The organism is Vibrio maerlii, assembly GCF_003415655.1.
GTDB lineage: Bacteria > Pseudomonadota > Gammaproteobacteria > Enterobacterales > Vibrionaceae > Vibrio > Vibrio maerlii.
Map to the genome: position 1 here is coordinate 218,200 of NZ_QRHC01000008.1, position 17,096 is coordinate 235,295.

At 44.3% G+C, this 17,096-nt stretch carries 15 protein-coding genes; 7 read left to right on the forward strand and 8 right to left on the reverse strand.

Features of this window, described 5'->3' with window-relative positions; genetic code table 11:
- The first annotated feature begins 21 nt into the window (after positions 1–21).
- Positions 22–573 carry a porin family protein gene (locus tag DPF91_RS15450; RefSeq protein WP_117235330.1) on the forward strand — a complete coding sequence of 184 codons (552 nt, stop codon included), beginning with the start codon at positions 22–24 and terminating at the stop codon, positions 571–573.
- 54 nt (positions 574–627) lie between these two features.
- Here the strand turns inward: DPF91_RS15450 and phoU are convergent, their stop codons facing one another.
- The 4 genes from phoU to DPF91_RS15470 are packed head-to-tail and all read right to left on the reverse strand — an operon-like array spanning position 628 to position 6,075.
- The gene (phoU, locus tag DPF91_RS15455; protein WP_117235331.1) at positions 628–1,335 is read right to left on the reverse strand and encodes a phosphate signaling complex protein PhoU; all 708 of its coding nucleotides are present in this window, start codon (positions 1,333–1,335) and stop codon (positions 628–630) included.
- Between the two features lie 42 nt (positions 1,336–1,377).
- Positions 1,378–2,196: a phosphate ABC transporter ATP-binding protein PstB gene (pstB, locus tag DPF91_RS15460; protein WP_117235332.1), complete on the reverse strand. Its 819-nt coding sequence runs from the start codon at positions 2,194–2,196 to the stop codon at positions 1,378–1,380.
- Positions 2,197–2,203: 7 nt separating this feature from the next.
- The gene (gene pstA, locus DPF91_RS15465) at positions 2,204–3,850 is read right to left on the reverse strand and encodes a phosphate ABC transporter permease PstA (RefSeq protein WP_117235333.1); all 1,647 of its coding nucleotides are present in this window, start codon (positions 3,848–3,850) and stop codon (positions 2,204–2,206) included.
- Positions 3,851–3,873: 23 nt separating this feature from the next.
- A complete protein-coding gene (locus DPF91_RS15470) occupies positions 3,874–6,075 on the reverse strand; it encodes an ABC transporter permease subunit (protein ID WP_117235334.1) in 2,202 nt (733 codons plus the stop codon).
- 257 nt (positions 6,076–6,332) lie between these two features.
- Here DPF91_RS15470 and ppk1 point away from each other — a divergent pair, with 257 nt between their 5' ends.
- Both ppk1 and ppx read left to right on the forward strand, forming a co-directional pair.
- Positions 6,333–8,450: a polyphosphate kinase 1 gene (gene ppk1, locus DPF91_RS15475; protein WP_117235335.1), complete on the forward strand. Its 2,118-nt coding sequence runs from the start codon at positions 6,333–6,335 to the stop codon at positions 8,448–8,450.
- The gene (gene ppx, locus DPF91_RS15480; RefSeq protein WP_117235336.1) at positions 8,419–9,990 is read left to right on the forward strand and encodes an exopolyphosphatase; all 1,572 of its coding nucleotides are present in this window, start codon (positions 8,419–8,421) and stop codon (positions 9,988–9,990) included. Before ppk1 ends, ppx begins: the two co-directional genes overlap by 32 nt.
- Positions 9,991–10,022: 32 nt before the next feature.
- Here ppx and DPF91_RS15485 read toward each other — a convergent pair whose 3' ends face one another.
- The 3 genes from DPF91_RS15485 to phoB are packed head-to-tail and all read right to left on the reverse strand — an operon-like array spanning position 10,023 to position 13,015.
- Entirely contained in the window at positions 10,023–10,976 is a 954-nt protein-coding gene (locus tag DPF91_RS15485) for a PstS family phosphate ABC transporter substrate-binding protein (protein WP_117235337.1), read from the reverse strand.
- Positions 10,977–10,978: 2 nt separating this feature from the next.
- Complete coding sequence (gene phoR, locus DPF91_RS15490) at positions 10,979–12,274, reverse strand: phosphate regulon sensor histidine kinase PhoR (RefSeq protein WP_117235338.1); 1,296 nt, start codon at positions 12,272–12,274, stop codon at positions 10,979–10,981.
- A 51-nt stretch (positions 12,275–12,325) separates the two neighbouring features.
- Positions 12,326–13,015, reverse strand: coding sequence for a phosphate regulon transcriptional regulator PhoB (gene phoB, locus DPF91_RS15495; RefSeq protein WP_117235339.1), 690 nt, complete (start codon positions 13,013–13,015; stop codon positions 12,326–12,328).
- Positions 13,016–13,281: 266 nt separating this feature from the next.
- Here phoB and rdgC point away from each other — a divergent pair, with 266 nt between their 5' ends.
- The 4 genes from rdgC (at position 13,282) to DPF91_RS15515 (ending at position 16,476) form a co-directional block, all read left to right on the forward strand.
- Positions 13,282–14,196, forward strand: a complete 915-nt coding sequence (rdgC, locus tag DPF91_RS15500; protein ID WP_117235340.1) for a recombination-associated protein RdgC — start codon at positions 13,282–13,284, stop codon at positions 14,194–14,196.
- A 15-nt stretch (positions 14,197–14,211) separates the two neighbouring features.
- Entirely contained in the window at positions 14,212–14,634 is a 423-nt protein-coding gene (locus DPF91_RS15505) for a DUF3010 family protein (RefSeq protein WP_117235341.1), read from the forward strand.
- Positions 14,635–14,820: 186 nt separating this feature from the next.
- Positions 14,821–16,218, forward strand: a complete 1,398-nt coding sequence (gene trhP / locus DPF91_RS15510; protein WP_117235342.1) for a prephenate-dependent tRNA uridine(34) hydroxylase TrhP — start codon at positions 14,821–14,823, stop codon at positions 16,216–16,218.
- Between the two features lie 3 nt (positions 16,219–16,221).
- Entirely contained in the window at positions 16,222–16,476 is a 255-nt protein-coding gene (locus DPF91_RS15515; RefSeq protein ID WP_117235343.1) for a YfhL family 4Fe-4S dicluster ferredoxin, read from the forward strand.
- Between the two features lie 66 nt (positions 16,477–16,542).
- Here the strand turns inward: DPF91_RS15515 and DPF91_RS15520 are convergent, their stop codons facing one another.
- On the reverse strand, positions 16,543–16,884 hold the full coding sequence (locus tag DPF91_RS15520) for a DUF1904 family protein (RefSeq protein WP_117235344.1): 342 nt from the start codon (positions 16,882–16,884) through the stop codon (positions 16,543–16,545).
- Positions 16,885–17,096: the final 212 nt, after the last annotated feature.

Sequence of the window (17,096 nt, forward strand, 5' to 3'; positions counted from 1 at the left end):
TACCACTAAATAGAGACTAATATGAAAATTGCACTTACTACCCTAATTTCAGCTTCACTCCTTTCTGTTCCTGCTCTTGCAAACAATTTTGATAGCCAACACCGTGTAGGTATTGGCTATAGCAAAACCCAGGTAGCTGATTGGTTATCAGACAGCACGGTAGACTGGGGAAATGGCATCAAGCTTGAGTATGGTTATGAGTTCAACCACATCGTGGGCATCAACGTCGCGTATGCAACCAATAGTGACGATGAAACAGTAGATGGTTTAAAAGCTGATATCGATGGTTCTAAGTTTCAAGTCGATGCTGATATCGGTTACAAGTTCGACCTAGATGGTTTTTCTATCAAGCCTTATGGTTTAATTGGCTTAGCACGTCACAGCGAAGATATCTCACTAATATTCGCTGGAGATAAAGAAACGGTATCATTTAACGATACCAGCATCATCGTTGGTATTGGTGGTCGTGCCGAGTTCGGTCGCCATGTTTATACTGATATGCGTTTCGAATTTGCAAGCTACGACGGTGCTGATTACGACACCTTCTCTTGGACTGTCGGTTACCGCTTCTAATTGCTCTACTGAATATAAAAACAGAGCCAGCATCATTGCTGGCTCTGTTTGTGTTTATTTATGAGTTCTCAATAAATCGTCAATGCTCTGCTCACCTAAGTGGCGTACATCTTTGCCTTTAACAAAGTAGATAATGTACTCACAAATGTTCTGGCAGCGATCACCGACTCGCTCAATCGCTCGGGCTGACCACATCACTTGCAAAATACTTGGGATGTTTTTCGGGTCTTCCATCATGTACGTCATAAGCTGGCGAATTACTGCTTCATATTCGGCATCGATCTTATCATCGAGCTTATAAACGCGAGCTGCAGATTCAACATCCATTCGAGCAAATGCATCCAGTACTTGATGCAGCATATCAATCGCTTGACGGCATAGTGGTTCAAGAGACACGTGGAAATGACGTTCTTTGGTCGACGGGTTTTCTATCGTCACTTCCGCTATTTTAGTTGCAACATCGCCAATTCGTTCAAGGTCTGTAATCGTCTTGATGATCGCCATGATAAGGCGAAGGTCTTTGGCTGTAGGTTGGCGTTTGGCAATAATACGGGTACAAGCTTCATCGATGGAGACCTCCATCGCATTTACCTTATGGTCATCTTTTACCACTTTGCGAGCTAAATCGATATCATCTTTGTGCAAAGCCTGCATTGCGAATGACAATTGCTGCTCCACCAGCCCTCCCATGGTTAACACATGAGTTCTGATTGCTTCTAGCTCTACATTAAACTGCCCCGAAATGTGGCGACCAAACTGCATGATTACTTATCCTTAACCGCTTAATACCCTGTCATTATACTATTAGCCATAGCGGCCTGTTATATAATCTTCTGTCTTCTTGTGGACTGGAGAAGTAAATATTGAATCTGTATCACTGTATTCCACGAGCTGCCCCATATGAATAAAGGCAGTATGGTCACTTACCCTCGCAGCCTGTTGCATGTTGTGTGTTACCAACACCACACTATATTTACTCTTAAGATCATTGATTAGCTCTTCAATCGTCAGCGTCGAGATAGGATCAAGAGCAGAGGTAGGCTCATCAAGCAAAAGTACCTCTGGTTCAATCGCAATTGCACGTGCAATGACGAGGCGCTGCTGTTGACCACCCGACAGACCAAAAGCATTTTCATGCAACCGGTCTTTGACCTCATCCCATAATGCAGCTGCACGTAAAGAACGCTCAACCGCATCATCTAAGAAACGACTCTCTTTACTCCCCTGGAGACGCAAGCCATAAACCACATTTTCATAGATAGACTTAGGGAATGGATTAGGCCTTTGGAATACCATACCGACACGTCGACGCAAGGTAGGCACGTCTACTTTTGGGTGGTAGATATTCTTGCCGTGCAAACGCACCTTTCCCTCAACACGACACCCTTCGACTAGGTCATTCATTCGATTGATACAACGAAGCAGAGTCGACTTTCCGCAGCCAGAAGGGCCAATGAAAGCCGTCACCTGACCTTTAGGGATCGTCATGGTGATATCACTCAGCGCTTTCTTCTGCTGATAGTAAAGGTTCAATCCTTCAATAGAGATCGCCGTTTGCTCCTTGGTGAGGTTGTTCACGTCCAGAGGTGGTGCGTATCCAAGTGTGGCATTCAAATCAAACATGAATCGATTAATCCTGACCTAGCGTGCGGTACTTCTCACGCAAATTATTTCGAAAACTAATAGCCGTTAAGTTAAGGCCTACAATCACAGTCACAAGTAAAAATGATGTTGCATAGACCAAAGGCCTTGCCGCCTCGATATTCGAGGTTTGGAAACCAACATCATAGATATGGAATCCAAGGTGCATAAACTTACGTTCCAAGTGTAAATATGGGAACTGACCATCAATTGGTAAGCTCGAAGCCAGTTTAACAGCACCCACCAGCATTAGTGGGGCTACCTCACCTGCCGCTCGCGCAACGGCAAGAATCAATCCAGTGATCATTGCTGGGCTTGCCATTGGTAATACTATGCGCCAAATGGTCTCAAACTGTGTTGCACCTAAGGCTAAAGAACCGTGCCGTACTGATGAAGGAATACGAGTTAGGCCTTCCTCTGTCGTCACTATCACAACGGGTAACGTTAAGAGTGCTAGGGTCAATGCTGACCACAATAGACCTGGAGTACCAAATGTTGGCGCAGGAAGGCGATCGGCATAAAAAAGGTCGTCGAGCGAACCCCCAAGGGTATATACAAAAAAGCCTAAACCAAACACGCCATAAACAATACTCGGAACACCCGCCAAATTGATCACCGCAATACGAATCAAACGAGTAAACGCATTGTTCTTGGCATACTCATGAAGATAAACTGCCGCTATAACGCCTAGTGGCATCACGATAATAGACATGATGAGCACCAAAAGCACTGTGCCGAAGATAGCAGGAAAGACGCCGCCTTCTGAGTTCGATTCTCTTGGGTCTTCCGATAGGAACGCCCATATCTGTTTAACCCAATGCTTTACCTTTTCCCAGTAACTCATATTATTCGGATACCAGGTATCGATAATACGGCTAAGTGGTATAGACACTTGCTTGCCAGTCATATCCATTAGAACCAGCTGTTCTAACTCCAACTGAGCACGTAATGCATCTAATCTCAGCTCAATGCTTTCGACTTGAGCCTCCAGGCCCCTTCTTTGGGCTAGATAGTTCTGTTCATCTTGTTCAGTATAGCCAGATTCAAACTTAGCTTTGCGATTGTCGTTACGCAGCTTTTCTAGTCGCCAGCTGAGTCCATCGACTTGATCATCAATCGTGCGTTCAATCTCATCACGAATCGTTTTAGCAAACCCAACCCCACGGACAAGTTGTAAATCGGTGTCAAAGTTCTCAGCATTACTGACACTCTCATATCGGACAGGGATACCAAAAAATGCCCCTCCTCGCGAACGCTCAACCACCATCAAGTTTTCAGGGGTAGCTGCAGAAGATAATTCACTCTCAAATACGGAAATAAAATCAGCATCATACAACTCACGGTTCGCGACTTTGATATTGAGCCGAGCAACCTTGCCATCAATGATCTCTGATTCGGTAAAGCGAGTATTCGCATTCACGATATGATCAACAGGAATCAACTCACGCTGGTAAACCTGCCCAATCAAGGTATCGCCAGAGGGTGTGGTCCATTGATAAAGTGGCGCTGCCCAAAAATAAGCAAAGCCCTTCCAACCAATCAGCAATAAAAGCCCTAGTACAGACAGTAAACTAATACTGACTGCACCACTGGTTAGCCATATCCACGGTGATCCGGAGCGAAACCACTTAAACATTCATTAATACTCTCTGTTACCACTTAGAGTGAACGATACTTATCTCGCAATCGCTGTCTTACCCATTCAGCGACTGAGTTCACCGCAAAGGTGAAGGTAAATAGAATTAGTGCAGCTAGGAATAACAGCCGATAATGCGCACTGCCAACTTCTGATTCTGGCGTTTCTACTGCGATGGTTGCAGAAAGTGAACGCATTCCCTCAAAGATGTTCCAGTCCATAATCGGGGTGTTACCCGTTGCCATTAACACAATCATAGTCTCACCTACCGCGCGACCAAGCCCCATCATGACCGCAGAGAATATTCCAGGTACTGCAGTTACAAGAACCACAGTTGTCAGTGCTTGCCAAGGAGTAGCCCCTAACGCAAGTGAACCATCAGACAAATGCTTCGGGACTGAGAAGATGGCATCTTCAGCAATGGTAAAAATGGTAGGAATAACCGCAAATCCCATTGCAAAGCCAACCACTAGCGCATTCCGTTGGTCATAATCAATACCGTGAGATGCCAAGAATAGTCGCGCATCACCATCAAATAACCACCGCTCAACGAATGTACCCTGAGTGAAGCCAATATAGATAATCAGCAAGTACGCAGGGATCAAGATTAGGCTATGCCACCCTTTGGGTAGAGCGCTGAGCCAAACTTTAGGTAACAGTGACCAAACAACGCCAACGAAGAAAGTCGTCAATGGCAATAGAACCGCCAGCAGCAATATCGCCGTTAGATTCTGTTCAACAATAGGAGCAAGCCACAAGCCCGCAAGGAAGCCGATAATCACGGTTGGCAACGCCTCCATCAGCTCAATGGTTGGCTTCACCACTTTTCTCATTCGGGCCGACATAAAGTAAGCGGTATAAATGGCACCACAAATAGCTATAGGTACAGAGAACAGCATCGCAAACAATGCTGCTTTGATTGTTCCAAATGCAATTGGTACTAAGCTAAATTTGGGCTCAAAATTGTCATCTGCTGAGGTAGATTGCCAAACATAGTCTGGCTCAGGGTAGTTTTCATACCATAGCTTTTGCCACAGTGCAGAAAAAGAGATTTCTGGATAGGCATTATCAACATCAACAACTACCCAACTATTTTTGACCAGTGCTAATAGGTACTGCTCATTGTTTGACATCGCCACCATCGAAGGAGCTTGCTCAAACAACGCGTCTGAATACACATTGTTGGAGTTAGTTGTAAATGTACTTTCGACCCAGCCATCTTGGTGAAAACTGTAGAAACCCTTTCGGTAACTGTCTGGCAGGATATCCACCAGCGGCTCAGACAAAGAGAAGTCTCGGATGAAACTCAAAGAACGCTGGCCATCGCGGACAACATCAAACCACTGTCCTACCGAGTTATCTTGATAGGTGACCAGTAAGGAATAAGCTCCCGAAAGCAATTGTATATTTTTGATCGAGTCCTCGTTATCACGCTTTAGCGAAATCACTTCTCGTACTGAATAGCGATGACCCACTTTTTCAAATATCGCCAGATCATTACCCATTCTCACATACAGAAGCCGACCATTGGGAATCATCAATATTTGGTCAACCTGATCAAAGCCATTCGAAATAGTAATTGTATTTGTCTCGTAACGCCCATTGAACTCATTAAAGCGAATCTGTAGAGCTGACAAAGCATTAGTTTCATCAGCAATAACCAACCATGCCTCTGATAACTCACCATACTGCTCTTGAACAGCAAAAGCAGTATGTTGAACTTGACGGTTAGCTTCTATGGGTAACTCAATGCCTTGTAAGTTGCGTGGAGAGTCAACAACATGGGCATCATTGAGATTGCTACCATGTATGCGATGAAGGCTTACTCGATTGTTGGAAGTGAGCGTTGCGTACCAATTGAAGCTGCCTACCGACTTAACAATATGATTGGCAGACTTGTCCAACCAAGTTTGTTGGGCCACTTCACCCGTGCTTACATCAACAATGGATAGTTCTGAGCGCTCATCAAGTGTGAAAAAATAACCACCATGATCATCAATACCTATAGAAGAGTAGGCTTTGTCGGTATTAACAGGATAGCTTTGAGATATGGACAGCGTCGCAGGAGAAAAAAGCGGAATAACCACACTTGCTAGATAAACAAAAATCAGCATTAACGCGCCAAATACAGCAACGCCACCCATTGTCACGATATAACGAATGAGTCGATCTTTTATCAATCGAGATTTATCGCGTTCTTTGAGTGAAAAGTCGGCCGCTGCCATGTTTTAGTCTACCTTTTTGAGCTAATCTGATTTTATGTCGTTTAGGTGACACTTATATTACAACTCTCACCAGGTCGCTGAAAGATAAGTGATGAAAATGTTGGTTAACAGCAACATACACTGCAAACGTTTCATTTGTGCAAGTCTCATTACATTTTTCTAACGCTAGACTGGAATCTTTCTAAGTGAAATAAAAGTGTAACAGTAAAGGCATACCTTTCTTGCAAAATTTATCAAGATTAATAAGGATTTGCTAAATGAGCACCGAAAAACTCTACATTGAAAAAGAACTCAGTTGGCTATCATTTAATGAGCGAGTTCTTCAAGAAGCGGCAGATCTTTCTGTTCCACTGATTGAAAGAGTTCGATTTCTAGGCATTTTCTCCAATAACCTTGATGAGTTCTACAAAGTCCGCTTCGCTGACGTCAAACGTCGAATATTGATTAGCCAAGAACGTGATGACGACGACAACTCAAAGCACCTACTTTCCAAAATGCAGACCAAAGCGTTAAGGCTCAACCAACGCTTTGACGAGCTATACAGTGAACTCCTTCTTGAACTGGCTCGTCGCCATATCTTTCTCGTAAATGAAAATCAACTGAGTGAGCCGCAACTCAAATGGATTCAGAAGTATTTTCACAAGAAGGTATTACCTCATATCACACCATTTATCATCCAAAATGATATAGATGTTCTGCAGTTTTTAAAGGATGAATGTGCCTACCTAGCCGTTGAGCTCATCAACCATGATAAGGTGACTTATGCCTTGGTTGAGATACCAACGGAGCACCTTCCAAGGTTTGTTACCTTACCCGATAAAAAAGGCGAGCGACGTAAGACGATTATCCTGCTCGACAACATCATCCGTTATTGCATTGAGGATTTGTTCCGCGGCTTCTTCGACTATCAAGACCTAACTTGCCACGCCATGAAGATGACTCGAGATGCCGAATACGACCTAAGCTTTGAAGTCGACCATAGCCTATTAGAGCAAATGTCCGAAGGGGTAGCCCAGCGATTAAGTGCGATGCCAGTAAGATTTATTTATGAAGAAACCATGCCCGAAAATATGCTGACGTTCTTGTGCAAGAAACTGGGCATTTCAAACTACGATAGCCTTATTCCTGGCGGACGCTACCATAACTTCAAGGACTTCATTAGTTTTCCGAACATGGGTGCAAAATACTTGGAAAACAAACCACTACCACCGATCAAATGCGACGATTTTGAAGGGTATGCTAACTATTTTGATGCAATTAAAGCTAAAGATATTTTGCTCCATTATCCCTATCACACCTTTGATCACGTCACCGAACTTGTTCGACAAGCTTCGTTTGATCCGAAAGTGGTTAGCATCAAAATCAACATTTACCGTGTTGCTAAGGACTCTCGTCTCCTGAACTCTCTCATTGACGCAGTACATAACGGAAAAAAAGTTACCGTTGTCGTTGAACTACAGGCTCGTTTTGACGAAGAAGCAAATATTGAGTGGTCTCGAGTTCTTACCGATGCAGGGGTACACGTTATCTTTGGTGCGCCGGGGCTAAAGATCCACGCGAAACTTATGTTGATTAGCCGAAAAGAACAAGAAGAAATTTTTCACTATGCTCATATTGGTACGGGGAATTTTCACGAGAAGAACGCTCGTATCTATACTGACTTTTCATTGCTTTCAGCCGCTCCAGAGCTCACTAAAGAAGTTCGTCAAGTCTTTGGGTATATTGAAAACCCCTATCGTCCGGTGAAGTTTGATCAATTGATTGTATCCCCTAGAAACTCACGCAAAAAACTCTATCGGATAATCGATACTGAAATCGCCAATGCTAAAGCTGGGAAAAAAGCCCATATCACCCTCAAAGTAAATAACTTGGTTGATAAAGGTCTCATCAACAAACTTTATGGTGCCAGTAATGCTGGTGTAGAAATTCGTATGATCATTCGAGGCATGTGCTCTCTTGTCCCTGGGGTTGAAGGTGTCAGTGAGAACATAAAGATCATCAGTATTATCGACCGCTTTCTGGAGCACCCTCGCGTTCTCATTACACACAATGATGGTGATCCACAGGTCTATATATCGTCGGCCGATTGGATGACGAGAAATATAGACCATCGCATTGAAGTTGCAGCACCAATCCGTGACGAGCGCTTGAAACAGCGCATTATCGACATTGTAAATCTTCATTTTACGGATACAGTTAAGGCTAGATGGATTGATAAAGAGATGAGTAACGAATACGTTGCCCGAGGCAATCGCAAAAAAATTCGTTCTCAAATCGCTATCTATGATTACTTAAAACAGGTCGAGAAGCAGGCCAAAAAAGCCAGAGAACAAGAACTGAAAGATGAGCAAAGCGAAAACAGCAGATCAGATTAACCCAAACGATGCTCCCCTAGCCGCTACTATCCCTATAGATGCGGCTTCTCAATCCGTTAAAGATGTCGCAGCAATAGACCTCGGCTCTAATAGTTTCCACATGGTGGTCGCTAAAGTTATTGGCCAAGAGCTACAAATGGTCAGCCGACACAAACAGCGTGTGCGTTTAGGCTCTGGCTTGGATGCTCACAATAACCTTAGTCATGAATCTATGGAACGAGGGCTTGAGTGCTTAGCAATGTTTGCCGAGCGCTTACAAGGTTTTGACGTTGAAAATGTGCGCATCGCCGCCACTCATACTCTCCGTGTAGCAAATAACGCTCATATCTTTATCCAGCGTGCTCAAGAAGTCCTACCTTTTCCTATTGAAGTTATTCCCGGAGAAGAGGAAGCTCGCCTTATCTACCTTGGGGTTGCACATACCCAGCAGGAAACCGACACAAAGTTAGTTATCGATATTGGTGGCGGAAGTACCGAACTCATCATAGGTAAAAGGTTTGAAGCGAAATTGGTTAACAGTAAGCAAATGGGCTGTGTTAGCTTCACTCATAAATTTTTCTCTAAAGGAAAGCTTACCAAGAAGAACTTTTCCAAAGCCATCATTGCAGCTCAACAACGATTGGAACCGTTAGCCAATCAATACAAAAAGAAAGGGTGGGATGTAGCACTCGGTTCTTCGGGTACCATCAAGGCAATCAAAGAGGTTCTCATTGGTCTGGGCTATGAAGACGCACTTATCACTCTTAAGCGACTTGAGCATTTAATAGAAACCCTGTGCGAACACGACAACATTAGCGGCTTGGACCTAAAGGGGTTAACTGTTGAGCGTCAACCTGTATTTGCCGCAGGTGTTGCCATCTTAACAGCGATATTTAAGGCTCTGTCCATCAAGGAGATACATTTCTCAGAGGCAGCTCTTAGAGAAGGGGTTCTTTATGAAATGGAGGAGCGCTTTGAACGCTCTGACATCCGTATGCGCACTACCGAAAACCTAGCCATCAAGCACTCAGTCGATCTAGAGCATGCCGCCAGTGTTAAAGGGCAAGCAAGAGAGTTTCTAACGCAAGTTCATGATGAATTGGGAATCAAGAAAAAGAGCCCATTATTCGATTTATTGGATTGGAGTTCGTTGCTGCATGAGGTGGGCTTAAGCATTAGTTTTCGTGGTTTTCATAAACATTCTGCTTATATCCTCCAGCATACTAACATGCCTGGTTTTAACAGCGAACAGCAACTGGTAATGGCAGCATTGGCTCGCTTTCAAAGAAAGTCGCTCAAGCTACAAGAGCTACCCGAGTTTAACTTGTTTAAGAGGAAGCATATCCTTAGCCTCATTCGCATCCTGAGATTATCGATATTACTCAATGGTCAACGCAGTGATGAGCCATTACCTGCTCTCAACCTATTACTGAAAGGTGATACGTGGGAACTAACGAGTAATGATGAGCAATGGTTGGAAAACAATAAATTGTTGTATGCCGATCTTATGATTGAGCAGGAGCTGTGGGCCAGTGCCGAATGGGACTTAAAATTCGCTTAATCCAGTTTGACTAGCTCAAATAAATGGTCGGGTTACAACCCGACCTTTGCTAACTCGCTTTGTGCAAACTCGGCGCTAATTCCCAAATAGCCGTCTTTCTCAACCAGCCTCTGACCGATTTCCGAATAGATAAAGCGAATAAACTCTTGCTCGACCTTGGGTAGTGGTTTGTCAGGGTGTTTATTGACATAAACATAAAGGAATCTAGATAGTGGGTAGCGACCATCAAGGATGTTTTTCTTTTCTGGTAGTACAAAATCATCTTCATGGCGAGCAATAGGTATCAGCTTAACTCCTGACACATGATAGCCAATACCAGAGTATCCCAGAGCATTGATCGAAGAGGCTACGGACTGAACAACTGATCCAGAACCTGGTTGCTCATTGACTGATTTTTTGAAGTCACCATTACAAAGCGCATTCTGTTTAAAGTAGCCATAGGTGCCTGAAACTGAATTACGGCCAAACAATTGAATACGACGCTTCGCCCATTCTTGAGAAATACCTAGCTCACTCCAACTATTAATATTCTGGTTTTTTCCACATCGTAATGTTGAAGAAAAGATTGCATCTAATTGGCGAAAGTTGAGCCCTTCAATTGGATTATCGCGGTGCACAAATACCCCAATGGCATCAATAGCGACTCTAAGTTGAGTTGGTTTATAGCCATAGTTACGCTCAAAAGCCTCTATTTCTTTTGCACGCATTGATCGACTCATAGGGCCAAACTGAGCAGTACCTTCAGCGAGTGCCGGCGGTGCGGTTGATGAACCAGATGCTTGTACCTGCAAATTCACATTTGGGTAAATAGCCTTAAACTCTTCTGCCCATAAGGTCGTCATGCCAGCAAGCGTATCTGAGCCTACCGATAAAACGTTACCACTCACACCGGATAACTTAGTGTAAGGCGGCAGTTGAGTCTCAGCGAGTGCAGAGCTGCTCAATACAGCAGTTATCGAGATGAACGCACGCGCGAGCAATCGCATAATTAAACAACCAATCTCTGAGGCAGTACAAAGGAGAACATGCTGCCCTTGCCCACCTCACTTTGGATTTCTAGATGCGAGTCATGGTGATTCAGTGCATGTTTCACAATCGCTAAACCTAATCCACTACCACCAGTATCTCGAGATCTTGCTTTATCCACACGGTAGAAACGCTCAGTCAGTCGATGCAGATGCTGAGGTTCAATTCCATCACCACCATCCTCCACTTCCAGCGTTGCTCCGGCATTTGAGCGATACCAGCGAACCGTTACTTCAGCACCGTCAGGTGTATATTTCACGGCGTTGTAAACGAGGTTAGATATTGCGCTTCGCAACTGGTCTTCATCTGCAAAGACTTTTAGACTCGAGTCCACATCGAACGTAAGTTTATGTTGACGATCACCACTGAGGCTAACGGCTTCTTTCTCTAAGACTTCAAGCATAGCTGGCACATTAACGACTTCATCGAGATCATGCATGGGTGCTGCTTCAATTTTAGATAGCGTCAGCAATTGATTAACCAAAGCATTCATTCGATTAAGTTGCTCAGTCATCACCCCATGAGCTTTGGTCCACATAGGGCCAACAACCATGTCAGGGTCTTCGGTCATCTCCAGGTAACCCTGTAAAACCGTCATTGGGGTTCGAAGCTCATGTGAAACATTGGCAAAGAAGTTGCGACGCATACCCTCGAGTTGCTTCAACTGGGTAACGTCACGCACCACCATCAGGTGTTCACCCTCAGTGTAAGGCACAATACGCAGCTCTAGCATACGCTCAACATTGAGCGGCGAGCACATCTCAAGCGGCTCAGAAAAATCAGCTTTGTTAAGATACTTAATAAAATCAGGTGTGCGGATAAGATTAGCGATAGGCTGACCGGAGTCGTCAGGCCAACGGAAGCCTAATAGATGCTGCGCAAGGCGGTTACACCAAACTATGTTACCTTCGCTACGAAATACCACTACCGCATCCGGTAGGGATTCAGCACCGTTCCGGAAACGGCGGATCAAATTTGTCAGCTCTTTACGCTTGCGACGCTGACGCTGTTGAAGGCGATAAATACCATTGAAAAGCGACTCCCAATTTCCGGTTCCTGAAGGTGGTGTTAGGCGCTTTTCATCCCACAACCAAGCAGATAAACGCATTTGATTATGTAGATGCCATAGAAGCTGCAAAACCGTAGCAGCTAACAGCAACCACGGCATATACCCAAAAAACCACCCTACAAGAACCCAAGGGCTATAGAAAAAAACCAACTCCCATGCCAGCTTTTTCCAGGTCAACCTTTCAACCATTTAACTCTCCATGCTGGCAACATTAAATTACCAGCATTCATTAATTCTTACTTAAGATTTTGTCGAGAAGCGATAACCTGCACCACGCACAGTTTGTATCAACTTATCGTGACCTGCCGATTCTAATGCTTTACGTAAGCGACGAATATGTACATCAACTGTACGGTCTTCGACGTAGACGTTAGTACCCCAGACATTATTCAACAATTGCTCACGGCTGTAGACACGCTCTTGGTGCGTCATGAAGAAGTGCAGCATCTTAAACTCAGTCGGTCCCATATCTAATGGCGCATCGTTTGCTGTCACGCGGTGAGAAACAGGGTCTAACTTCAAACCTTGAACATCGATGACATCTTCGAGTGCTGTTGGTGTCACACGTCGAATCACCGCTTTTAGACGCGCGACCAATTCTTTAGGTGAGAATGGTTTAGTGATGTAATCATCCGCACCGACTTCTAAACCACGTACTTTATCTTCTTCTTCACCGCGAGCAGTTAGCATCACTACAGGGATATTACGGGTCAATTCTTCGCGCTTCATATGCTTGATGAAGTTGATACCACTACCACCAGGTAACATCCAGTCCAACAAAACAAGATCAGGGAAAGGTTCTGCTAACTTGTTTACCGCGGTATCGTAATCTTCAGCTTCGATAGCTTGGTAACCTTTCTGCTCCAACACAAAGCAGAGCATTTCACGAATTGGCGCTTCATCTTCAACGACCAATATTCTTCTCGACATAGTTGCGTAACCTTATATTTGTTCTGAGCCAACTCACCAGACCGGCGATGCAAAGCATTATCAAGAATAATTATGACACTTTTGTGACCTTTGCAAAGAAAAATTCATATTAGATTCTCATTGTTTTCATTAGTTTATTTTCTCAATTGATTAAGGCTGAACCATAATTTACTTGACTAAATTCAGCAGTTTGAGCTCTAAACTGAGACATCAGATTCAGAATCCCCTATCATGTCTGCGTTACTCAATCAGTAGAGACTATCTAAATGTGGTTTAAAAATTGCCTCGCCTATCGTGTCAATCGCGATGTTGAATTCAACGCAGACAAACTAGAAAAGCAACTTGAAGAGTTCCGCTTTACACCGTGTGGTAGCCAAGACAAACAGAAATTTGGTTGGGTTACAGCAATGGGTAAGCATGGAGATATGATGACTCACGTTTCTGAGGGTCGAATTCTTATGTGTGCAAAGAAAGAAGAAAAAATGCTTCCGGCATCAGTAATTAAAGAGTCCCTAAATGCCAAGGTAGATGCACTAGAAGCAGAAGAGGGGCGTCCTCTTAAAAAGAAAGAAAAGGACACGCTAAAAGAAGACATCATTATTGATCTTCTCCCTCGTGCATTCAGCCGCAGCAGTCATACTAACCTGCTAATCATGCCAAAAGAGGGCTTGATCCTAGTGGATGCGAGCAGCTATAAAAAAGCGGAAGATGTACTCGCACTACTTCGTAAGACTATGGGTAGCCTACCGGTTGTTCCGGCTATTCCAGAGCAGGCTGTTGAATCAACGCTGACGGATTGGGTTCAATCAGGGACCACGCCTCAGGGCGTCACCATGCTAGATGAAGCAGAGCTTAAAGCCATCCAAGAAGATGGCGGTATCGTTCGAGTGAAGAAACAAGAACTCGATACAGATGAGATTAAAAACCACATCGAAGCCAACAAGGTCGTCACCAAGCTCGCATTAGACTGGCAAGGTCGTATTGAGTTTATTCTTGCAGAAGACGCAAGTATTAAACGCCTCAAGTTCTCAGACGAACTACGCGATGAAAATGATGACATCCCACGTGAAGACCAAGCGGCTCGCTTTGATGCAGACTTCTCATTGATGTGTGGTGAGTTCAGCGCGTTTCTGCCAAACCTTTATGAAATGCTAGGTGGATTACCAAATTCAAATGCTTAATTAGAGACTAATGATATGAAAATTTGTGGTGTAGAAATCAAAGGTAATGATGCTGTTATCTGTATTCTGGATGCTTCTGCCAGTGTATTCAGCATTCAAGACTGTCGTGTTTCTAAAGTATCTATTGCTAATGCGAATGACACTCAGCAAGTGCGAGATTACCAATTCGCTTTCGCAAAGCTAGTTGAAGATTACAAGATTGAGAAAGTGGTAATTAAGCAGCGCCAAACCAAAGGCAAATTTGCTGGCGGCGGTAACGGCTTTAAACTGGAAGCTGCGATTCAGTTAATTGACGGCTTGGATGTAACGGTTGTGCCATCAAACGAAATCAAAGAAAAACTTAAGCGTAACCCTATGCCAATCAAGTTCAAAGACACTGGCCTAAAGCAGTTCCAAGAACAGGCATTTACGATTGCTTACGCATGCTCGCAAAAGTAACGCTGCTTAAGAAAGCGAAACTAATCGCGACTTAAAGCGATATTTACTTTCTATTGAATCAATCCCTGCTCTCCTGAGCGGGGATTTTTGTTTATGTACTTACATCACAATTTAGCGTAATATTTGCGCCCCGATTCCACTAGGTGGAATCGCACTGACTTGAGATCAGAACAAAGAGAATTACACATGACTGAGAAAGCATTCGTACCTGAGCTACTGTCACCAGCTGGTAGCCTTAAAAACATGCGTTACGCATTTGCCTACGGCGCAGACGCGGTATACGCTGGCCAACCACGTTACAGCCTTCGCGTACGTAACAACGAGTTCAACCACGAAAACCTACAAATTGGTATCAACGAAGCCCATGCCCTAGGCAAGAAGCTTTATGTGGTATGTAACATCCAACCACACAACTCAAAGCTAAAGACTTTCATCCGCGACCTTAAACCGGTTGTAGAGATGGGCCCTGATGCACTGATCATGTCTGACCCAGGTCTTATCATGATGGTTCGTGAAGCCTTCCCTGAAATGCCAATTCACCTGTCTGTACAGGCGAACGCAGTAAACTGGGCAACAGTTAAATTCTGGGCTGCAAACGGCGTTGAGCGTGTGATTGTTTCTCGTGAGCTTTCTCTAGAAGAGATCGAAGAGATCCGTGAACACTGTCCCGAGACTGAGCTAGAAGTGTTCGTTCACGGCGCTCTATGTATGGCTTACTCAGGCCGTTGTCTATTGTCTGGCTACATCAACAAGCGTGACCCTAACCAAGGTACGTGTACTAACGCATGTCGTTGGGAGTACAAGGTTGAAGAAGGCAAAGAGAACGAAACTGGCGATATCGTTGAGAAATTTGATCCAGCAGAAGCGCAAGCAGTCGAAGTTCAAGACGAGCGTCCAGAGACGACTATCGGTCGTGGCAAGCCAACTGATGAAGTGGTTCTACTTTCTGAAGCACACCGCCCAGAAGAGAAAATGGCCGCTTACGAAGATGAGCACGGCACTTACATCATGAACTCAAAAGACCTACGTGCTATCCAGCACGTTGAGCGTCTAACTAAGATGGGTGTGCACTCACTTAAGATCGAAGGTCGTACTAAGTCATTCTACTACTGTGCTCGTACTGCTCAGGTTTACCGTAAAGCGATTGATGATGCAGTTGCAGGTAAACCATTTGATGAGAGCCTAATGACTACTCTAGAGAGCCTTGCTCACCGTGGCTACACGGAAGGCTTCCTACGTCGTCATACTCACGATGCGTACCAGAACTACGATTACGGCTACTCAGTATCTGATGCTCAGCAATTTGTAGGTGAGTTCACAGGCAAGCGCCGTGGCGATTTCGCTGAAGTTGAAGTTAAGAACAAGTTCATTGTCGGTGACAGCCTTGAGCTGATGACACCAAACGGCAACGTAATCTTCACTCTAGAAGCGATGGAAAACCGCAAGAGCGAAACCATCGAGGACGCAAAGGGTAACGGCCACTTCGTGTTTATTCCAGTTCCACAGGATATGGATCTAGAATACGGTCTGTTAATGCGCAACCTAAACTCTGGTCAGGATACGCGTAACCCAACTGGTAAATAATCAATGGCACTGCTAATCAAAAAATCTTGTATTAACTGTGATATGTGTGAGCCAGAGTGCCCAAACGACGCAATTAGTATGGGTGATAGCATCTATGAGATTGACCCTGATCTGTGCACAGAATGTAAAGGCCACTATGACAAGCCAACTTGTCAGTCAGTGTGTCCGATAACCAAATGTATCATCACAGATCCTAATCGAGTCGAGACGGAAGAAGAACTTCTAGAGAAGTTTGTCATTATCCAAGGCCTCGCCTAAGATTGCAGCAAAGAGCCAGCTAAATAGCTGGCTCTTTTGTATTCTGAACTTTATCCACTAAATGACTTATTTTCCGTAATGCTCTGCATTATCGTAGTAGTTGTTACCTTCCAAACCAGTAAACACCACAGCGACATACTCTACTTCTTCCTCAATCACTTCACGTACTCGCAGAGTTACAGCTTGGGCAACCTTATCCTTCACTTCTTGTCCCCTATCAAACCACAGTACTTCAACAAACGGATACGCTTCCGTTACCTCGCCCTCATGAAAGAAGGTTGAATAGATATACTCAAAGGTAAAATCATCGCGCGGGCAATCCATTAGAGGTTGTAAGTCATCTAATAGCGTAGAAGATAAAGCTTGAACCGTCTGTGGCTCTACTGCACGAAAACGTAAATGTGGCATGACATGCTTCCTTATTATTTGTATTCAGAAAGCGTAACAGGTAAATGACATAGATGCGAGAGGAAGAGCTAGAGAGCTAGAGAGCTAGAGAGCTAGAGAGCTAGAGAGCTAGAGAGCTAGAGAGCTAGAGAGCTAGAGAGCTAGAGAGCTAGAGAGCTAGAGAGCTAGAGAGCTAGAGAGCTAGAGAGCTAGAGAGCTAGAGAGCTAGAGAG

Coding starts and splice junctions, on each gene's coding strand:
- DPF91_RS15450 (WP_117235330.1), top strand. CDS start 22: ATGAAAATTGCACTTACTACCCTAATTTCAGCTTCACTCCTTTCTGTT.
- phoU (WP_117235331.1), bottom strand. CDS start 1,335: ATGCAGTTTGGTCGCCACATTTCGGGGCAGTTTAATGTAGAGCTAGAA.
- pstB (WP_117235332.1), bottom strand. CDS start 2,196: ATGTTTGATTTGAATGCCACACTTGGATACGCACCACCTCTGGACGTG.
- pstA (WP_117235333.1), bottom strand. CDS start 3,850: ATGTTTAAGTGGTTTCGCTCCGGATCACCGTGGATATGGCTAACCAGT.
- DPF91_RS15470 (WP_117235334.1), bottom strand. CDS start 6,075: ATGGCAGCGGCCGACTTTTCACTCAAAGAACGCGATAAATCTCGATTG.
- ppk1 (WP_117235335.1), top strand. CDS start 6,333: ATGAGCACCGAAAAACTCTACATTGAAAAAGAACTCAGTTGGCTATCA.
- ppx (WP_117235336.1), top strand. CDS start 8,419: ATGAGCAAAGCGAAAACAGCAGATCAGATTAACCCAAACGATGCTCCC.
- DPF91_RS15485 (WP_117235337.1), bottom strand. CDS start 10,976: ATGCGATTGCTCGCGCGTGCGTTCATCTCGATAACTGCTGTATTGAGC.
- phoR (WP_117235338.1), bottom strand. CDS start 12,274: ATGGTTGAAAGGTTGACCTGGAAAAAGCTGGCATGGGAGTTGGTTTTT.
- phoB (WP_117235339.1), bottom strand. CDS start 13,015: ATGTCGAGAAGAATATTGGTCGTTGAAGATGAAGCGCCAATTCGTGAA.
- rdgC (WP_117235340.1), top strand. CDS start 13,282: ATGTGGTTTAAAAATTGCCTCGCCTATCGTGTCAATCGCGATGTTGAA.
- DPF91_RS15505 (WP_117235341.1), top strand. CDS start 14,212: ATGAAAATTTGTGGTGTAGAAATCAAAGGTAATGATGCTGTTATCTGT.
- trhP (WP_117235342.1), top strand. CDS start 14,821: ATGACTGAGAAAGCATTCGTACCTGAGCTACTGTCACCAGCTGGTAGC.
- DPF91_RS15515 (WP_117235343.1), top strand. CDS start 16,222: ATGGCACTGCTAATCAAAAAATCTTGTATTAACTGTGATATGTGTGAG.
- DPF91_RS15520 (WP_117235344.1), bottom strand. CDS start 16,884: ATGCCACATTTACGTTTTCGTGCAGTAGAGCCACAGACGGTTCAAGCT.